This is a genomic window from Marinactinospora rubrisoli (assembly GCF_042664915.1).
Classification (GTDB): domain Bacteria; phylum Actinomycetota; class Actinomycetes; order Streptosporangiales; family Streptosporangiaceae; genus Marinitenerispora; species Marinitenerispora rubrisoli.
On record NZ_JBHTBH010000001.1, the window covers coordinates 757604 to 776699 of the forward strand.

A 19096-nucleotide genomic window follows, 5' to 3' on the forward strand; every position below is an offset into this window, starting at 1 on the left:
GCGACGGGCGCGGAACAGCGCGGGTGGCGCCGCATGCTGTTCATGGCACTGCTGATGGCGGCCTTCATCCTCACTCCCCTCGGCTCGGCCCAGGCCGCCGTCCCCGGCTGCGAGGGAGAACCCGCCCCGCAGCCGGAGGCGGCGGGATCGGGGGCGGACGGGTTGCTGGTGCCGCCGCGATCGCAGGCCTCGATCGACGGCTCCCCGGACGGGCTCCCGCCGGACGCCAGCCTTTACGGGCAGTACGGGACGGCGGGCCAGCAGTGGCACGTGATCCGTGAGTCGTGCGTCGACAAACTCAGCTCCAGCGCCGTGGCGACCCTCAGCAACACGGCGTGGGATCTGTCCAAGACGATCAACCAGTCGACCATCACGGTGTACCAGGCGGCCACGTCGGACGGGTTGCTCGTCAGCTTCAATGAACTGGTCGAGAACGTCGTCGTCGAACTGCGGGAAGGGATCTGGCGGCCGCTGCTGCCGACGGTGATCATTCTGGGTGCCGTGTGGCTCGGGTGGTACGGGCTCATCCGCAAGCGGGTCACCTTGACGATCGAGAGCACCATATGGATGGTGCTGGCGACGGCCATCGGAATCTGGATTCTGGTGAATCCGGGGCAGATCCTTGGATACGCCGGGACCGTCGTGAATTCCGGTGGGCAGTTGGTGAACACCGCGGTGTCCAGGGTGGCGGTGCCGGGCGTCTCCAACTCCTGCCCTGCGGGAGCACCGCAGATCGAGCAGGCCGATTGGGAGAGCGACAACGATTTCGCGGTTCGGCAGAACTCTCAGATGCTGTGGGTGGGGCTCGTCTGCCGTCCCTGGGTCGCCGGCGAGTTCGGAACCGGAGCGGTGGCGAACAGCGCCGCCCGCGAGCACGGTGTGGCGCTGCTGGAGGCGCAGGCCATCAGCCGGGTCGAGCTGCAGCGCATCAGTCAGGGCGACCTCGACCCCGTCGAACTCACCCAGGACAAGGAGAGCCAGTACGAGGAGATCGCAGCGAGCATTCGGGAGACCTATCCCGAGGTGTATCCGCTGTTCGAAGGCAACCAACAGGGAAGCCGCCTGGGGGTGGCGACGCTCGCGCTCTTCGCCTCGATCTTCGCCGGAGGCCTCATCCTTGCCGGCTCCGTGGCACTCATCGTTCTGAAGATCGGATTCCTGCTCCTGCTTCTGCTCTCCCCGATATTCCTGCTCATCGGGATTCATCCGGGGTACGGGCGCACAGTCCTGCTTCGATGGTTTGAAATGGTCCTCGGACTGCTGCTGAAGCAGATCTTCGTGATTTTGCTGATCTCCTTGCTGGTCATGAGCTATGGCCTCGTCATGGCGACGGATCTCGGGTGGGGCCTGCAGATGATCCTGCTCGCCCTCTTCACACTGGCGCTCTTCATCTACCGCAGGCCCTTCGCCCACCTCTTCGCGTCGGTGAACGCCAACACCTTCACCTCGCGGATGGTCAGCGACGCCGTGACCAGCAGCGCCCTGAGCCGGAGCGCCAACATCCTCCCGCCGGTCGCCTACATGCGGGCGCAGAAGTGGGGCCTGAAACGCGCCCCGCAACTCGCCGCCGCGGCCGCCGCGGTGCCCCCCGGTGCCGGTGCCGCAGCGGCGGCCGGAGAGGGGGCAGAGACCGCCCGGGGCGCCACGGCGACGGCGGACACCGGTGCGAACGACGCGGCCACCGCTCGCGGCGAATCCGGCCGGGCCCGGGGAGTCGCCGGGTACGGGCGGGCACGCGGTGGCGCCGCTCCGCCGCCGCTGCACCTCGGTTCCCAGGAGGCGGGAGCCGAAGGGGGCCGCAGCGGCGGCACGTCGTCGACGCGGCGATCCGACCAGGCTCCCCGGCTGAGCGACGTCGCGGCGGCCAGCGGAGGACTCGGCTCCTCCGCCGCGCCGGCCGGCAACGCGGGGCCGATCCCGCCCCGGCCCGCAGGGGGCTACACCGGGACGGGCGACACCGGATGGGCATCGGTGTTCGGCACCGGCTCGGGCAGCGGGCACCGCGCCGCGTCGAGCGGCAATACCGCGGCGCCGGGCGGAGGAGGGGCCGGGGGAGCCGCTGAGCGGCCCGCGCCCAGCTCCGGCCGTGGGATCTTCAACGGCCGTTCCAGCACACCCCCGCAGGGAAACGTGTCCCAGCGCGGCTCGCGATGGGGCGGCCCTCGGACCCGGCCCGAGAAGGCGGCGCCGCCACCGCGGACGCCCCGGCTGTCCGGCGGCGGCGACGAGCGCGGCACCTGGTTCACGAACTCCGGCGGCTCGAACAAGGACGCGCCGACGAGCCCGTTCTGGGCGGGCACCGGACCGCAGCGCCGGGAGAACCGTCGGGACGTCCCCTTCTGGCTGCAGGACGACGACTAGCGGACGGCGGTGGGGGCGGTGTGCGCACCGCCCCCACCGCGACGCGCATACCGAAATCGGAGTCGTGACGACCGAGTAACCACCCGAAGCAGCACCCGAGAGAGCTCCGAGAACATGCCCCAGCCCCTCTCCGACGGCGCTCAGCGCCTCGTATTCGGCATTCTCGTCGTGGCGTTGGTCGCGCTCGGCATCTACCTCAGCGTCGACGGGTTCCGCGGTGACGAGGAGCCGGAGCAGCAGCCGGGCCAGGCGAGCGGCGACACGTCCGCGGCCGACCCGGCGCAGCCGGACGCCGCACCGCCGAGCCCCCTCCCGACCGCCGACGCCGCCGACATGAACGTCATGGACTGGTTCCCCTTCTCCGAGGAGGAGTTCCGGGCGGCGGCCAGCGTCGCGCAGCGGTTCGGCGCGGCGTACGGCACCATCGACTACACACGATCACCCGAGACCTACTACGACAGCCTGGCCGCCTTCACCACCGAGGACTACGCCAGGACCGTGGAGAGGAGCTCCGGCGCGGGCGCCCTGTGGGGTGAGATGGCCGAGCAGGAGGCCGTCGCCCAAGGGCGTGCCAACGTCGAGTCGGTGCGCAACTTCGACGCCGAATCCATCGTCTTCGTCGTCCGGACGCAGTCGATCGTGGAGGGCGGCGATGCCGCCGACTCCGACCTCGGGGACTTCGCGGTCACCATGGTCCGGGAGAGCGGCGAGTGGCGGGTCTTCGACTTCCAGCCGGCCGACGCCGGGAATCTGGGGGACGGCAGATGACCCGGCTGTTCGTGCACCCGGACCCGGACCGGGGTTCGTGTGCCACGCGGCTGGCGATCGCGGTGGGCGTGTTCATCGCGGGTGTGCTGGTCCTGGCGATGATCGTCATTCCGACGGCGTCGATCAACCGTGGGATGAGCGCCCTGACCGGGCTCCGCTGCACCAGCGAGACGGAGCAGGTCGCGGCGTCGGGGTACGCCGAGAACTCCATTCCGGAGAACTACCTGGAGATCTACCGGGAGACCGGGGAGGAGAAGGGCATCCCCTGGAACGTCCTCGCGGGGATCGGGCAGGTGGAGACCCACCACGGGCGCTGGGACGGGCCCGGCGTCACGGAGGGGCACAACGACTGGGGCGCGTCGGGACCGATGCAGTTCGGCTCACTGAACGGCTCGGCGGCCGGCAACAGCTGGGGCGGAGAGCCGATCATGCCGGTGGACGAGCGCCCCGAGGACGGCTACGGACAGGACGGCAACGGCGACGGTGTGGTCAGCGTGTACGACCCCGCGGACGCCATTCCGGCCGCCGCCGACTACCTGATCGCCCACGGGGCGCGTGAGAACCTCCGCAACGCCATCTACGGCTACAACCACGCCTGGTGGTACGTGGAGGACGTCCTTGAGTGGGCCGAACGGTACGCCGACGGGAGCTTCTCGACCGACCAGGCGATCGAGACCGCGGTCAACTGCGACCTGACCGCGTCGGGAGATCCACTGGGACAGGCCCCGGACGAGCTCACCCAGGCCGTTGTCGACTGGGCGCTGGACCAACGTGGCAAGCCCTACGTGTGGGGCGGTACCGGCCCGAACGGGTTCGACTGCTCCGGGCTGCTCATGCGCGCCTACGAGAGCATCGGGGTGAGCATTCCACGGGTCTCCCAGGACCAGTGGAACTTCGGCCCACGGGTCGAGCCGGGGCAGGAACAGCCGGGAGACCTGGTTTTCTTCGACGTCCAGCGCCCCGGGGAGCCGCCGGGGCCCGGACACGTGGGCATGGTGGTCGGAGACGGGCTGATGGTCGAAGCGTGGTGCACCGCGTGCGGTCCCATCGCGACCCGGGAGTACAACGACCCCAGCCGCGCGGACGTTCTGGGATTCACCCGGCCGTTGGCCGACGCCGGGGCTCAGGCTCAGCTGGAGCAGTTGGGAGAGCTGTAAAACCGGCCATCGTTCCTGGAAAGCAGTGATCGGGAGATGCGGAATGTCAGATTCGGAAAGCACGCCACAACGCCGGAGGGAACTCCGCGGATGGCGAGCATTCGCGGTGATCGTGCTTTCTGGAACACTGGTGGCGCTCCTCACGGTTGGCGGAGTGGTGGGCATCGTCAATGCGTTGACGAGGTCCGTGGACCCGTCCGCCGGTCCTCGGGTATCGCCGTCTTGGCAAGCCGTTGAATCCGTTGATCCCGGTGAGTTCGACCTCTGCGGACAAACGGTCGACACGCTCGGTGTGACCGACTACCGCCTTGATGACGGTGCAGGCTACGAAGACACGGCGACGTCGAGCCCTTCGGCGCGGCCCAGGGTGGTGAGTGACGAGTGCGCCTGGGAGATCACGTCGGCGGCGGCCGGGAAGATGGAGATGGCCATCTCCTATGAGGTGTTCATCGCCGAATCCGGAGAAGAAACGGGGAGCGACTTCGCCCAACGATCCTTCGAGGAGATGAGGGCCTCACTTTCCGATCAATTCGAGACGATCGTCGATGAGGGGGAGCGAAGCGATGTGATCCCGTCCTCCTACTACGTGTACGGCTCTGCGATCGAGGACGAAGGCGCTCTCCCCAGGTACGTCTTTCTCGGCCGTGTGAAGAGTGGCGTTTTCCGCATCGTTCTGCAGGACATACGATCGTCGCCGAGCGAAGCCTTGGCCGACGAGTCGGCGTTCCTCGCAGAATTGCGTGGCATCGTTCCCGATGTTCAGATAGATCTCGAACGAAGAATCCCTGACTGACGGTTATTAGAGATATGGAGCCAGGAATCTGCCTGCGCGTGCTACTGCGGCGCCCGAGCGTGCCGTCAGCCCCGGTCTGTCAGGATGACGGCCAAGCGCTGAGGAGGTGATCTCGTGGCAACCGGAGAGGCGTTTCGGCCGGCGGTCCTGGAAGGGGTGCTGGAGCGGGTCACCTTCGCCAACGAGGAGACGGGGTACACCGTCGCCCGGGTGGACACGGGGCGGGGTGGGGATCTGGTGACGGTCGTCGGGGCGCTGTTGGGGGCGCATCCGGGGGAGTCGTTGCGGATGGAGGGGCGCTGGGGGTCGCATCCGCAGTATGGGCGGCAGTTCATGGTGGAGAACTACCGGACGGTGCTGCCCGCGACCGTGCAGGGGATTCAGCGGTATCTCGGGTCCGGGCTGGTCAAGGGGATCGGACCGCGGATGGCGGAGCGGATCGTGCGGCACTTCGGGGTGGACGCGCTCGACGTCATCGAGCGGACGCCCGAGCGGTTGATCGAGGTGCCGAATCTCGGGCCGAAGCGGACGCGGCTCATCACCGAGGCGTGGGAGGAGCAGAAGTCCATCAAGGAGGTGATGGTCTTCCTCCAGGGGATCGAGGTCTCCACGTCGCTCGCCGTGCGGATCTACAAGAAGTACGGGGACGCCGCCATCGATACGGTGCGGACCGAGCCGTACCGGCTGGCGGCCGACGTGTGGGGGATCGGGTTCCGGACCGCCGACACCATCGCCCGGGCCGTGGGGATTCCGCACGACAGCCCCGAGCGGGTCAAGGCCGGAATCCAGTTCACGCTGTCGGAGTCCACGGGGGACGGGCACTGCTATCTGCCCGAGGAGCGGCTGATCTCCGAGGCGGTCAAGATCCTGCAGGTGGACTCCGCGCTGGTGATCGACTGTCTCGCCGAGCTGGTGGCCGAGGAGGGGGTCGTCACCGAACGGTTGCCGGAGGACGGCGCGGACGGTGCCGAGAGCGTCAGTGCGGTGTATCTCGTCCCGTTCCACCGCGCCGAGTTGTCGCTCGCCGGGCAGTTGCGTGCGCTTCTGGCGGCTCCGGTCGACCGGATGCCGGCGTTCGCGGACGTCGACTGGGAGACCGCCCTGGGCTGGCTGGCGCGGCAGACCGGGGCGGAGCTGGCGGCCGAGCAGCAGGAGGCGGTGCGGCTGGCGCTGACGAGCAAGGTGGCGGTGCTCACGGGCGGTCCGGGGTGCGGGAAGTCGTTCACGGTGGCGTCGGTGATCCGGCTGGCGGCGGCCAAGCGGGCGAAGATCCTGCTGGCGGCGCCGACCGGGCGGGCGGCCAAGCGGCTGACCGAGTTGACCGGGCACGGCGCCTCCACCGTGCACCGGCTGCTGGAGCTGAAGCCGGGTGGCGACGCCTCCTATGACCGGGACCGGCCGCTCGACTGCGACCTGCTCGTCGTGGACGAGGCGTCCATGCTCGACCTGCTGCTCGCGAACAAGCTCGCCAAGGCGGTGCCGCCCGGCGCGCACCTGCTGCTCGTGGGGGACGTCGACCAGTTGCCGTCCGTCGGCGCCGGCCAGGTGCTGCGTGACCTGCTCGCCGACGGATCTCCGGTGCCCGCCGTGCGGCTGACCCGGGTGTTCCGCCAGGCGCAGCAGTCCGGTGTGGTCACCAACGCGCACCGGATCAACACCGGGAAGCCGCCCATCCTGGACGACATGCCGGACTTCTTCCTGTTTCCGTGCGATGACACCGACGCCGCGGCGGAGCTGACCGTGGACGTGGTCGCCCGCCGGATTCCGCGCCGCTTCGGGCTGGACCCGCGCCGGGACGTCCAGGTGCTCGCTCCCATGCACCGGGGCCCGGCCGGCGCCGGCAACCTCAATACCCTGCTGCAGGCCGCGCTCACGCCGGCCCGGGAGGGGGTGCCGGAACGCCGGTTCGGCGGGCGGGTGTTCCGGGTCGGCGACAAGGTCACCCAGATCCGCAACAACTACGACAAGGGCGCCAACGGGGTCTTCAACGGGACGCTCGGTGTGATCACCCGGCTGGACGCCGAGCAGCAACTGGTCACGGTGCGGACGGACGAGGACGAGGACATCGAGTACGAGTTCCCCGAACTCGACGAATTGGCGCACGCCTACGCGGTCACCGTGCACCGTTCACAGGGCAGCGAGTATCCGGCGGTGGTGATCCCGGTGACGACCAGCGCCTGGATGATGCTGCAGCGCAACCTGCTGTACACGGCGATCACCCGCGCGCGGAAACTCGTGGTCCTGGTGGGCTCGCGCCGGGCGATCGCGCAGGCCGTGCGCAATGCGACCTCCGGCCGCCGGCACACCGGGCTGCGGCACCGTCTGGCGGTCGCCTGATCGGGTGGAGCCGGCTGGCCCTCACGTGGCGGACGTCGCCTCGGCTCCGAACCGGCTCCGCTTCGCGGTGGGGACGCCCCTGGCCGGGGCGCTGACCAGCGCGTTCGCGGTGGCGCGACGGCGCGATCCGCGGGGCTGTGGCCTCGGGCTTCCGCATGCGGTATGGCAATTTGCCTAGTCAACACGCCAAAGTAAACGCTAAAGTCGTCCGTAAAACCTCGCATAGGTGATCTTTCGCCAAGGGCTTGTGCCGGTTGCCCGATAAAGCGAGTGAAGTTCGTGCCCGCTGCCCAATGGATTTCTCTCGGTATCGACCTAACGTTGGTTTCGCGGTCGCGCGAGAGAACTCTCCTTCACCTCGTGTCATCGCCGACCGTGGTGCCGTCCCTCCCTCTCCCGGACGCGGACCACGGTGGCCGGGAGCTGTCGTTTCTCGGGGGCTGTTCTGCGTCCTCCCCTCCTCTTTCGCGGAACAGTTGAACGACAGCCTCCCGGCCTTCATCTTCTCCGGGTGTCCCGGCAGATTTTTTCCGGTTTCCAGCACGCCGCCCACCCATTGGATTTAGGCTCACCTCATGAGACTGAAACCCGGGCGGAATCCGCACACGGCGTGGAGTCGGGACCGGTCAGGCGCCGAGCGGCGGCCGGCGGGGGACGACCGTGCCGCGCCCGGGCGATCCGAGGGCGCGACCGCCCACCCCACGAGACGCTGACGCTCTTTCCACTCCCCCCGGAGAGTGTCAGCCCCTCGGGCGCCGGTAACCGCCGGCGCCCGAGGTCTCTTTCGGGGGTGCCGGCCGGGCGGGCCCGGCCGCGGTGTCCGGCTAGCGGTTCTCGTGCGTGGCGGGACGGGAACGTCGCAGGACCGCCTTGCCGCAGGTGGCGTCCACCGCTCCCGACCGTCCGCGGAAGGTGATGTGCAGCCGGATCGCCCCGGGATCGTGGTCGGCCCGGATGCTCGCGACCCGCGCGTCCGACCAGAGCGTCTCCGTGGCGTCCTGGAAGCCGAATTCGGTGACCTCCTCCAGCGTCAGGGTGTGGTCGGTGAACCCGTGCTGCCCGTCGCCGCTCGGCCCTTCGCCACCCGTGCGCAGACCGAGCATCACGCGGTGCCGCGGCACGTCCATCCAGACGCCGTCGAGCGCCGCCCCCGTGAGGGCGTCCAAAGCCGACATGGATCCGACCTCCCCCTTGGCCCGTGGTCCCTCCCGTGCGAAGACCCTGCCCGCCGAACGCCCGCCTCACACGGGCCGGGAGGTCCGGCGGGCCGCCGGTGCACCGCCGCAGTCGCAAAGACGCGGGGGCCATAGCCGAAACCGTGGCGGGCGGGAAGGGGGAGACGGCACCGCCGGGTGCGCGGCTGTGGCGCATCGGGGCAGGACGGGACAACCCGTCCACCCTAGAGGTGCGCGGCACCGTAATCAAGAAGTAATCAAAATGGAAAGAGAGTGTTTGCGGACGCCGTGTCCGCGGGTATTAGGGACGCTGGCGGCGGGGCCACCCGCCGGCCGACCCCCGTAGTGGTCACGGGCGCCCCGGAGCCCGCGACATCGCATGGAAAGGCACCCGCCTCGTGGGCACCCTCTCGTGGATCGACGGCTCCATCCCGGCATCGCCTGCTCAGGCCATCGGCATGCTGCACAGCTACCTCACGGCGGCCGGCATGCAGCGCCTGTACCCGGCGAACCACACGACGGTGGCGTCGCTGTCCATCCGCGCCGGACTCACCGTGTGGTGCATCGGGGGGCTGTTCCGGTGGCGCGACGACCTGGGCCGGCCGGTGACCCACCCCGCGAGTGATCCCGAGGGCGCCGCCCGCCGCCTCAACGGGATGGCCGCGCCACTCCGTGCCGCCGCCTAGCCGCCCGGACACAGGCATAGTGGTGCCCGGGACCAGGGGGGACCCCCTGATTCTCATCCAACCCGCCGCGCACCGCCCGCCGCCACCCCGATCCGCCGCCTGTGGACGACCGGATCACACCGCGGCCGGTTCGAACCGCCGCCGCACCTCCCGCCCCGCCGTCCCGGACGGCCCCCGCGCCCGGCGGCGGCACCGCCCGGACCCCGTCTCGCCGGGGCGAGTACCGTGGAGCCTCGTGACAGAACCCGTGATCGTCGTCGGCGCGGCCATCGTCCGCGACGGTGCGCTGCTCGCCGCCCAGCGGGCCGAGCCGCCGCAGCTGCGCGGCCGCTGGGAGATGCCCGGCGGCAAGGTGGACCCCGGTGAGAACGACGAGGAGGCGCTCGTCCGCGAGTGCCAGGAAGAGCTCGGGGTGCGGGTCCGCCCGCTGCGCCGGATCGGCGACGACGCCCCCTTCCCCCTGCGCCCGAACTCACCACCCGCCGTGCTGCGGGTGTGGCTCACCGAAGTCGTGGAGGGAGAACCGCGGCCGATCGAGCATCTGGCGCTGCGCTGGCTGTCCGCCGACACCCTGGACGACGTCGACTGGCTCCCGGCCGATCTCCCCTTCCTCGACGGCGTCCGCCCCTTCCTGACGCCGGAGCGTTCGGAGTCCGACGAGCCGCTGCCCGACCCGAGCTGACCGCCGCCACGGCGGGGTCCCGCGGCCCCGTCGAGTTTCGCGGGGAGGTGACCAGGCAGCGCATAAACTGGAGGACGGCCGCGGGAGTCGCGGTGTTCCCCAGCAGATGAGATCGAGACTTTCGCATGCCCAGCGCCACCCCCGTCGCCGGATCCGCACGCCGTGCGGACCTGCGCAACGTCGCCATCGTCGCGCACGTCGACCACGGTAAGACCACGCTCGTGGACGCCATGCTCTGGCAGTCCGGAGCCTTCCGCGCCAACCAGGACGTCGACGAGCGCGTCATGGACTCCAACGACCTGGAGCGCGAGAAGGGCATCACCATTCTCGCGAAGAACACGGCGGTCCACTACACCACGCCCGAGGGCGAGGACGTCGTCATCAACATCATCGACACCCCCGGTCACGCCGACTTCGGCGGCGAGGTCGAGCGCGGCCTGTCGATGGTCGACGGCGTGGTCCTGCTCGTCGACGCCAGCGAGGGCCCGCTCCCGCAGACCCGGTTCGTGCTGCGCAAGGCGCTGGCCGCCAAGCTCCCGGTGATCCTGGTCATCAACAAGGTCGACCGCCCCGACAGCCGCATCGCCGAGGTGGTGGACGACACCTACGAGCTCTTCCTGGATCTCGACGCCAACGAGGACCAGATCGAGTTCCCGATCGTCTACGCCTGCGCCCGCGACGGCAAGGCCTCTCTGGAGCGCCCCGCCAACGGCACGGTGCCCGGCAACGACGACCTCGAACCGCTGTTCCGCACCATCCTGCAGACCATCCCGGCCCCCGAGTACACCGCGGGCGCGCCGCTGCAGGCGCACGTCACCAACCTGGACGCCTCCCCCTTCCTCGGCCGCCTCGCGCTGTGCCGGGTGCACCAGGGCGAGATCCGCAAGGGCCAGCAGGTGGCGTGGATCCGCGGCGACGGCACTACCGAGCAGGTCCGCATCACCGAGCTGCTCATGACCGAGGCGCTGGAGCGCAAGCCCGCCGAACAGGCCGGCCCCGGCGACATCATCGCCATCGCCGGCATCCCGGACATCATGATCGGCGAGACGCTCGCCGACCCCGACGACCCGCGCCCGCTGCCGCTCATCTCAGTGGACGAGCCCGCCATCTCCATGACGATCGGCACCAACACCTCGCCGCTGGTCGGCCGGGTCAAGGGCGCCAAGGTGACGGCTCGGCTGGTCAAGGACCGGCTGGACCGCGAGCTCGTCGGCAACGTGTCGCTGCGGGTGCTGCCCACCGACCGCCCCGACGCCTGGGAGGTGCAGGGCCGCGGCGAGCTGGCGCTGGCCATCCTGGTGGAGCAGATGCGGCGCGAGGGGTACGAGCTGACCGTCGGCAAGCCGCAGGTGGTCACCAAGGACATCGGCGGCAAGCTGCACGAGCCGGTGGAGCGGCTGACCGTCGACGCTCCGGAGGAGTACCTGGGCGCCATCACCCAGCTGCTCAGCGTCCGCAAGGGCCGCATGGAGCAGATGACGAACCACGGCACCGGGTGGGTCCGGATGGACTGGCTGGTCCCGTCGCGCGGGCTGATCGGCTTCCGCACCGAGTTCCTGACCGAGACGCGCGGTACCGGCATCGCGCACCACGTGTTCGAGGGCTTCGAACCGTGGTTCGGCGAACTGCGCACCCGCCCCACCGGCTCACTGGTGGCCGACCGCTCCGGCCAGGCCATGACCTACGCCATGTTCAACCTCCAGGAGCGCGGCACGCTGTTCGTCGAGCCCGGTACCGAGGTGTACGAGGGGATGATCGTCGGCGAGAACTCCCGCGCCGATGACATGGACGTCAACATCACCAAGGAGAAGAAGCTCACCAACATGCGCTCCTCCACCGGCGACGAGCTGGAGCGCCTCGTACCGCCGCGCCGGCTGTCGCTGGAGCAGGCCCTGGAGTTCTGCCGCGAGGACGAGTGCGTCGAGGTCACGCCGGACGCCGTGCGCATCCGCAAGGTGATCCTCGACCAGAAGGAGCGCGGCCGCATCGCCGCGCACAAGAAGCGCGGCTGACCGCCGGTCCCCGCGCCGCGGCCCGTGCTGCCCCCTGGGCGGCACGTGGTCAGGCCGGCTGCGCGGGGTGCCGGGCCAGCGCGCCCAGCAGGTCGCCCGCCGAGCGGCGCAGCTCGGCGCGCGATGGGTGCCGGGCCGACGCCGGTCCGGCCACGAAGTCGAAGATGACGCCGTCCGCCCACGCGATGAGGTCGCGGGCGTGCCGCTCGGGGTCGGGCGAACCGAGCACGCTCGTCACCCTCTGGGCGAGCGCGCGGAACCGCGCGCCGACCCGGTCGTAGAGTGGCCGCAGCTCGGGGCGCCGGGTCGCCTCCAGCGCGAGCTCGTACCGGGCCAGCATCCGGTCCCGGTCGCGGTGGATGGCGGTGTACATGAAGTCGGCGACGAGGTCGGCGAGCGTGTCGAGGTCGTGGTCGGCCGTCATCAGGACGGTCTCCTCCGCACGCCCCTCCTCGTCGGCCATCCGGCGCAGCGTCACCTCGATCAGCCGGGCTCTGGTCCGGGCGTGATAGGAGGTGGAGCCGGGCGGCAGTCCCGCCGCCTGGTCGACGGCGCGGTGGGTCAGCCCCCGCAGCCCCCGGGACGCGATGAGCCGCATGGCCGTACGGGCGATCAGTTCCAGGCGCGGGCTCGCGATTTCCGCCACTCCCGCATTTTACGGGACTCTACAAATGTAGAGTGCTGTGCGCTACGGCTGTAGAGCGACGGGAGGGATGGTGCCCATGGCCCGACCACATGCGGTCGTGATCGGAGGCGGGATCGGCGGGCTCACCGCCGCACGGGCGTTACTGGGCGGCGGCTGGGAGGTGACCGTTCACGAGCGTTCCCGCTCGCTCGCGCCGGCGGGCGCCGGTCTGGCCGTCGCCCCCAACGCCCTGCGCGCTCTGGACACCCTCGGCCTGGGCGACGCCGTCCGCGAGCGGTCCTCCCTGCACGGCGGCGGGATCCGCCGATGGGACGGCCGCTGGCTGATGCGGATGGACGCCGACCGGATCCGCGCCTGGTTCGGTGACCCGATCGTGCTGCTGCGCCGTTGCACGCTGGTCGACCTGCTCGCCGCCGGGCTGCCCGCGGGTACCGTGCGCACCGCCAGCGCCGCCACCGTCGTCGACCCGGGCGGGCGGGACCGCCCGGCCCGCGTCACCACCGGCTCCGGCGAGCTGACCGCCGACCTCGTCGTGGCGGCCGACGGCATCCACTCCGTCACCCGCCGCGCCCTGTTCCCCGAGACCCCCGCCCCCGTGCACGCCGGATTCGCCACCTGGCGGTTCGTCGTCCCCGCCGACCGCCCGATCGTTCCCGCCGAGAGCTGGGGACGCGGCGCCGTCGTCGGCCTCATGCCGCTGGCCGATGGCACCGTCTACGTGTACGTCAGCGTCTCCGGCGCCCCCCGCGAGTGGACGCTGGAGGAGCACGCGGCGCTGCCGCGCCGGTTCGCCCACTGGCACAGCCCGATCCCGCAGCTGCTGGCCGCCGCGGCTCCCGGTGAGATGCTGCGCAACGAGGTGTGGTACCTCGACACCCCGCCGCGCAGCTACCACCACGGGCGGGTCGCGCTGCTCGGCGACGCCGCGCACGCCATGCCGCCGAACCTCGGCCAGGGCGGGTGTCAGGCGATCGAGGACGCCGTGACCTTGGCGCACACCGTCTCGGGAGCCGGTTTCGCCGACGTCCCCGCCGCCCTGGTCCGGTACACGGCCGCCCGGCGGCCCCGGGCCGCGCGGGTGGTGCGCCGCTCGGCGCAGGCCGGGGCCCTGCTGTGCAGCGGCTACCGGAGCGTGGCCACCGTGCGGAACATCGCGCTGGTCGCGCTCGGGCCGTTCGGCCCGCAGGTGGTGCGGCGCAGCGTCACCGGGATCTTCGACTGGTCTCCGCCGGGCGCAGCCCGGCGGTGAGGCCGGCGTCCGCCGGCCGTGGAACGCCGGAGTCGGCGGTCCACGGAGCGTGCCGGGCGGGCTCTGGTGCGGCCCACCCGGCACGCCCGCAGCTCACGGCCGGTGAGCCGGCACCGTGTTGGGCACGACGGGCGTGTCGCGGCGCAGCCCCGGCCGCAGGCCGATCGTGCGCCCGAGCCACACCAGCGGGTCGTAGCGACGGTCCGCGACCCGTTCCTTCATCGGGATGAGCGCGTTGTCGGTGATCCGGATGCTCTCCGGGCAGACGTCCGTGCAGCACTTGGTGATATTGCAGTACCCGAGCCCGAACGCCTCCTGGGCGATCATCCGCCGGTCGGCGGTGTCCTCGGGATGCATCTCCAGCTCGGCGATCCGCATGAGGTAGCGCGGGCCGGCGAAGTGCGGCCGGTTCTCCTCGTGGTCGCGGATCACGTGGCAGACGTTGTTGCACAGGAAGCACTCGATGCACTTACGGAACTCCTGCGAACGTCCCACGTCGGACTGCGTCATCCGGAAGTCGCCGGGCCGGGTGCCCGGAGCCGGGGAGAACGACGGGATCTGCCGCGCCCGCACGTAGTTCTCGGAGACGTCGCAGACCAGGTCGCGGACCACCGGAAAGGTGCGCATGGGCGTCACCGTGACCGGCTCACCGGGCTCGAACACGCTCATCCGCGTCATGCACGCCAGCCGGGGCCGGCCGTTGATCTCCATGGAGCAGGACCCGCACTTGCCGGCCTTGCAGTTCCACCGCACCGCGAGGTCGGGCGCCTGGGTCGCCTGCAGCCGGTGCAGCACGTCGAGCACCACCTCGCCCTCGTGCGCCTCGACGGCGTAGTCGACCAGCTCGCCGTCGCCGCCGTCGCCGCGCCAGACCCGGAACCTCGCCTTGTCGCTCACCTGCCGGCCTCCTCGCCGTCGCCGCTCTCGTCGTCCGGGTCGCCGGATCCGCCGGCGCCCGGGACCGCCTCCGCCGCCCGCGCGCCCGCCGGGCCGGGAACCGGGATCTCCGCCATCTCCTCCTCGGTCAGGTACTTCGCCAGTTCCCCGCGGTCGAACAGCGCGATGACGTCGGGCCGCAGTGCCGGGAGCGCCTGCCGGCGCAGCTCGATCCGGTCGCCGGACAGCCGGGTGACCAGGGTGATCCGCCGCCACTGCGGCGACATGCCCGGGAAGTCGTCGCGGGTGTGTCCACCGCGCGACTCCTGGCGTTCCAGCGCCGAGTGGGCGACCGCCTGCGACACCAGCAGCATGTTGCGCAGGTCCAGGGCGAGGTGCCAGCCGGGGTTGTACACGCGTCCGCCCTCGGCGCGCACCCCGGCGATCCGGTCCCGCAGCTTGTCCAGGGTCTCGATGGCCTGCTCCATCTCCGGTTCGCGCCGGATGATGCCGACCATGTCGTTCATCGTCTGCTGGATCTCCTGGTGCAGCGCGTACGGGCTCTCACCGGTGGCGCGGCCCAGCGGAGCCTCGGCGGCACGCGCGGCGGCGGCCACCGCGGCCTCCGGCACGGCCGGGCGGCCGGCGAGCCCGTCCAGGTACCGCGCCGCGCCCAGCCCGCACCGGCGGCCGAAGACCAGCAGGTCCGACAGGGAGTTCCCGCCCAGGCGGTTGGAGCCGTGCATACCGCCGGACACCTCGCCGGCCGCGAACAGCCCCGGGACGACGGCGGCCCCGGTGTCGGCGTCGACCTCGACGCCCCCCATCACGTAGTGGCAGGTCGGGCCGACCTCCATCGGCTCGGCGGTGATGTCGACGTCGGCGAGCTGCTGGAACTGGTGGTGCATCGACGGCAGCCGCCGGATGATCTCCTCACGGGGCAGCCGGCTGGCGATGTCCAGGAACACCCCGCCGTGTGGAGAGCCGCGCCCCTGTTTGACCTCGTTGTTGATGGCGCGCGCCACCTCGTCGCGCGGCAGCAGCTCCGGCGGACGGCGGTGCAGGTCCGGGGCGGTGTACCAGCCGTCGGCCTCCTCCTCGCTCTCGGCGTACTGGGACCGGAACACGTCGGGGACGTAGTCGAACATGAACCGCCGGCCCTCGGAGTTGCGCAGCACGCCTCCGTCGCCGCGCACCGACTCGGTGACCAGGATGCCCTTGACCGACGGCGGCCAGACCATGCCCGTGGGGTGGAACTGGACGAACTCCATGTTCAGCAGGGTGGCCCCGGCCCGCAGCGCGAGCGCGTGGCCGTCGCCCGTGTACTCCCAGGAGTTCGACGTCACCTTGAACGACTTGCCGATGCCGCCGGTCGCCAGGATCACCGCCGGGGCCTCGAACACCACGAAGTCGCCGCTGTCGCGCAGGTACCCGAAGGCACCAGCGATGCGGTCGCCGTCCTTGAGCAGCTCGGTGATGGTCGTCTCGGCGAAGACCCGGATCATGGCCTCCGGGTCCCCGTGCTCGGCCGCGTCGGCCTGCTGGAGCTGCACCACGCGCTGCTGCAGGGTGCGGATCATCTCCAGGCCGGTGCGGTCGCCGACGTGCGCGAGCCGGGCGTACTCGTGCCCGCCGAAGTTGCGCTGGCTGATCCGCCCGTCGGCCGTGCGGTCGAAGAGCGCCCCCCAGTACTCCAGCTCCAGGATGCGGTCCGGGGCCTCCTGGGCGTGCAGTTCGGCCATGCGGGGGTCGTTGAGGAACTTGCCGCCGCGGAGCGTGTCGCGCAGGTGCACCTGCCAGCTGTCGTGCGGGTTGACGTTGCCGAGCGCGGCCGCGGCGCCGCCCTCGGCCATGACGGTGTGCGCCTTGCCGAACAGCGACTTGGAGATGATCGCCGTCCGCTTGCCCTGCTGGCGTGCCTCGATCGCGGCACGCAGACCGGCGCCGCCGGCGCCGATGACCACCACGTCGTAGGAGTGCCGTTGCGTCTCGGACATGTGCCTGACTTTCCGTGCCTTGGTCCGGTCCTTCCCGGTCGCCGGCCGGTGGTAACGGGCGGCGCACCGGATATCCGGATATCCGTGCTGACTGGGGGCGATCGGGATTGGGGTGGCGATCGGTGGTGATCCGGTGGGGGGTCGCCGGCCGGATCGGCCGCCCGTCGATAACGACGGTCAATTGAAGAAGCGCGGGTCGGTGATCGTCCCGCTGGAGACCAGCAGCACATAGAAATCGGTCAGCATCAGCGTCCCGAGGGTGATCCACGCGAACAGCATGTGCCGGGAATTCAGCGCGGACACCCACGTCCACAGCCGATAACGCACCGGATGCCGGCCGAAACTGCGCAGCCGTCCCCCGATCACGTGCCGGCAGGAGTGGCAGGAAAGGGTGTAGCACCACAGCAGGATGACGTTGCCGAGCAGGATGACCCCGCCGAGCCCGATCCCGAACCCGCCGTCGCGGCCGTGCGCCAGCGCGGCGAGGGCGTCGTAGGTGTTGACGAGCGAGATGAGCACCGCGATGTAGAAGAAGTACCGGTGCAGGTTCTGCCCGAGCATGGGGAAGCGCGACTCACCGGTGTAGCGCGCGTGCGGTTCCCGCACGGCGCACGCGGTGGGCGCCTGCCAGATGGAGCGGTAGTACGCCTTCCGGTAGTAGTAGCAGGTGAAGCGGAAGAGGAGCAGGAAGGGCAGGCTGACCAGCGCGTACGGCAGGAACCACGGGAAGGCCCACGGCAGGGTGCCGAAGACCGCGGAGCCCGGCGCGCACGAGGCGCTGAGGCAGGGGGAGTAGAACGGCGTCAGGTAGTGGTACTCGGCCGCCCAGTAGTGGTCCTGCTGGAACACGCGGGCGGTGGCGTAGCCGACGAACACGGCGAGGCCGAGCGTGGTGAACAGGGGGCCGACCCACCAGCGGTCGGTGCGCAGGGTGCGGGCCGCGAGCCGGACGCGAGTGCGTCGGGGGCCGTCCGGCGGGAGTGCTGTCTCGGTCATGGGCCGGGCATCTCCATCTCCACCGGTGAGCGGCGCGAACGGCGCGAGATGGTGTGCGGAGATATCGGGCCGCTCTCCGAGTCAGCGAGCAGTGCGGGTGCGTTCGGATTGCCAACGTTAGGCCGTTGCGATCGCGAATTCAGCAACGGTTTCTCGCGGTTTGGCTGTGAAAAACGCCACTTCATTTCTTGGTGAAGTGGCGTTTGCCGAAACGCGAGAGATTTTTGGGGTCATTGGGAGTGATGGGAATTCTGACGCACCTGGAGAATTGTGAGGCGTGGTTTCCGGATGTATCGGGAAATGTGGGAGGCGTCGAGTCCGCCGGGCCGGACGCTCCCGCCGTGTTCACCTCTCCACGGAGCTGATCACCTCCAGGTCCTCGCCGAGTTCCGCCTGGCTGAGCCGCGCCAGGTAGCCCATCAGGCCGCGGCGGAACGCCTTGGCCGTGTGCGAGGGCTCCACGTCCTTGCGGTGCGCCAGCGCGATCGTGCGCAGCAGCCGCGGCTGCGCCAGCGGGGTGCCGCGCAGGCCGGGACGGTTCTTCAACACCATGCTGGGCACCACCGCCACTCCCAGCCCGGCCTCGACGAACCGCAGCACGGCGTCCATCTCGCCGCCCTCCACGGCCAGCCGGGGCTCGAATCCGGCGGCCCGGCAGGCGTGCAGCGTCGCCTCGCGGACGTCGTAGCCCTGCCGGAACATCACGAGCGGCAGCTCACGCAGGTCGGTGATGCGCATGGCGGCCTGCCGGGTCGGCCGCGGTGCGTCGGCGGGGGAGACCACCACCAGGCTCTCGCGCAGGATGGGAGTGGTGACGAAAGCGGGGTCGCTGCTGTGCAGAGGCAGTATGATCAACGCGAGGTCGAGCTCACCGCGCCCCAGAGCGCGGATCAGGTCGCGCGACCCGCTCTCCTCCACGTGCAGCTCGATCCCGGGGAACCGCGAGTGGAACCGGGCCAGCGCGTCCGCGAGCAGACCCGCGCACAGGGACGGCGTCGCCCCGAGCCGGACCCGCCCTCTCCGCATACCGGCCAGCTCCTGGACCTCGCGGCGGGCGGTCTCCATGTCGGTGAGGATGCGCTGGGCGAGCGGAAGCAGGGCCTCGCCGGCCGGGGTGAGTGTGATATTTCCCCTGGCCCGGCTGAACAACGCGGCTCCCAGCTCCTCTTCGAGGTTGCGGATCTGCTTGCTCAGACTGGGCTGGGCGACGCGCGATAACTCCGCTGCACGGGTGAAATGCCGTGTCTCGGCCACGGCCAGGAAGTAGGCGAGTTGCTGGAACTGCATGGTCAATAGCCTATGGCTATGGAGACGAGCAGTCCTATGACTTAGACGTCGTCCTTTATCGAGTTTTAAAGTGA

At 70.5% G+C, this 19096-nt stretch carries 15 protein-coding genes; 9 read left to right on the forward strand and 6 right to left on the reverse strand.

Translation table 11 applies throughout. The annotated features are described in order from the left end of the window. Positions 1–42: 42 nt before the first annotated feature. The 5 genes from ACFQRF_RS03420 to recD2 all read left to right on the forward strand — a co-directional run bounded on the left by ACFQRF_RS03420 (position 43) and on the right by recD2 (position 7416). Positions 43–2361, forward strand: a complete 2319-nt coding sequence (locus ACFQRF_RS03420) for a conjugal transfer protein TrbL (protein ID WP_379869033.1) — start codon at positions 43–45, stop codon at positions 2359–2361. A gap of 114 nt (positions 2362–2475) precedes the next feature. Next, the gene (locus ACFQRF_RS03425; RefSeq protein WP_379868685.1) at positions 2476–3129 is read left to right on the forward strand and encodes a hypothetical protein; all 654 of its coding nucleotides are present in this window, start codon (positions 2476–2478) and stop codon (positions 3127–3129) included. Further along, positions 3126–4286: a C40 family peptidase gene (locus ACFQRF_RS03430; RefSeq protein ID WP_379868686.1), complete on the forward strand. Its 1161-nt coding sequence runs from the start codon at positions 3126–3128 to the stop codon at positions 4284–4286. The genes ACFQRF_RS03425 and ACFQRF_RS03430 overlap by 4 nt, the downstream gene beginning before the upstream one ends. Positions 4287–4416: 130 nt before the next feature. Next, complete coding sequence (locus tag ACFQRF_RS03435; protein ID WP_379868688.1) at positions 4417–5079, forward strand: hypothetical protein; 663 nt, start codon at positions 4417–4419, stop codon at positions 5077–5079. 114 nt (positions 5080–5193) lie between these two features. After that, a complete protein-coding gene (gene recD2 / locus ACFQRF_RS03440; protein WP_379868689.1) occupies positions 5194–7416 on the forward strand; it encodes an SF1B family DNA helicase RecD2 in 2223 nt (740 codons plus the stop codon). A gap of 824 nt (positions 7417–8240) precedes the next feature. On the opposite strand, the gene ACFQRF_RS03445 is transcribed toward recD2, so the two are convergent. Beyond that, a complete protein-coding gene (locus ACFQRF_RS03445) occupies positions 8241–8591 on the reverse strand; it encodes a hypothetical protein (RefSeq protein WP_379868691.1) in 351 nt (116 codons plus the stop codon). Between the two features lie 398 nt (positions 8592–8989). Between ACFQRF_RS03445 and ACFQRF_RS03450 the strand changes: the two genes are divergently transcribed. The 3 genes from ACFQRF_RS03450 to typA all read left to right on the forward strand — a co-directional run bounded on the left by ACFQRF_RS03450 (position 8990) and on the right by typA (position 11971). Beyond that, positions 8990–9277, forward strand: a complete 288-nt coding sequence (locus tag ACFQRF_RS03450) for a hypothetical protein (protein WP_379868692.1) — start codon at positions 8990–8992, stop codon at positions 9275–9277. Positions 9278–9512: 235 nt separating this feature from the next. Next, positions 9513–9959, forward strand: coding sequence for a (deoxy)nucleoside triphosphate pyrophosphohydrolase (locus ACFQRF_RS03455; RefSeq protein WP_379868694.1), 447 nt, complete (start codon positions 9513–9515; stop codon positions 9957–9959). Positions 9960–10084: 125 nt separating this feature from the next. Continuing rightward, positions 10085–11971 carry a translational GTPase TypA gene (gene typA, locus ACFQRF_RS03460; protein ID WP_379868695.1) on the forward strand — a complete coding sequence of 629 codons (1887 nt, stop codon included), beginning with the start codon at positions 10085–10087 and terminating at the stop codon, positions 11969–11971. Between the two features lie 49 nt (positions 11972–12020). Here typA and ACFQRF_RS03465 read toward each other — a convergent pair whose 3' ends face one another. Beyond that, entirely contained in the window at positions 12021–12617 is a 597-nt protein-coding gene (locus ACFQRF_RS03465) for a TetR/AcrR family transcriptional regulator (protein ID WP_379868697.1), read from the reverse strand. A gap of 76 nt (positions 12618–12693) precedes the next feature. Here ACFQRF_RS03465 and ACFQRF_RS03470 point away from each other — a divergent pair, with 76 nt between their 5' ends. Beyond that, positions 12694–13866 carry an FAD-dependent monooxygenase gene (locus ACFQRF_RS03470; RefSeq protein WP_379868698.1) on the forward strand — a complete coding sequence of 391 codons (1173 nt, stop codon included), beginning with the start codon at positions 12694–12696 and terminating at the stop codon, positions 13864–13866. 93 nt (positions 13867–13959) lie between these two features. On the opposite strand, the gene ACFQRF_RS03475 is transcribed toward ACFQRF_RS03470, so the two are convergent. The 4 genes from ACFQRF_RS03475 to ACFQRF_RS03490 all read right to left on the reverse strand — a co-directional run bounded on the left by ACFQRF_RS03475 (position 13960) and on the right by ACFQRF_RS03490 (position 19022). Further along, complete coding sequence (locus tag ACFQRF_RS03475; protein WP_379868700.1) at positions 13960–14763, reverse strand: succinate dehydrogenase/fumarate reductase iron-sulfur subunit; 804 nt, start codon at positions 14761–14763, stop codon at positions 13960–13962. Next, positions 14760–16739 (reverse strand): fumarate reductase/succinate dehydrogenase flavoprotein subunit, encoded by a 1980-nt coding sequence (locus ACFQRF_RS03480; RefSeq protein WP_379868701.1) that lies wholly within the window; start codon positions 16737–16739, stop codon positions 14760–14762. Before ACFQRF_RS03480 ends, ACFQRF_RS03475 begins: the two co-directional genes overlap by 4 nt. A gap of 177 nt (positions 16740–16916) precedes the next feature. After that, positions 16917–17735, reverse strand: a complete 819-nt coding sequence (locus tag ACFQRF_RS03485; protein WP_379868703.1) for a hypothetical protein — start codon at positions 17733–17735, stop codon at positions 16917–16919. 345 nt (positions 17736–18080) lie between these two features. Further along, positions 18081–19022 carry a LysR family transcriptional regulator gene (locus ACFQRF_RS03490; protein ID WP_379868704.1) on the reverse strand — a complete coding sequence of 314 codons (942 nt, stop codon included), beginning with the start codon at positions 19020–19022 and terminating at the stop codon, positions 18081–18083. Positions 19023–19096: the final 74 nt, after the last annotated feature.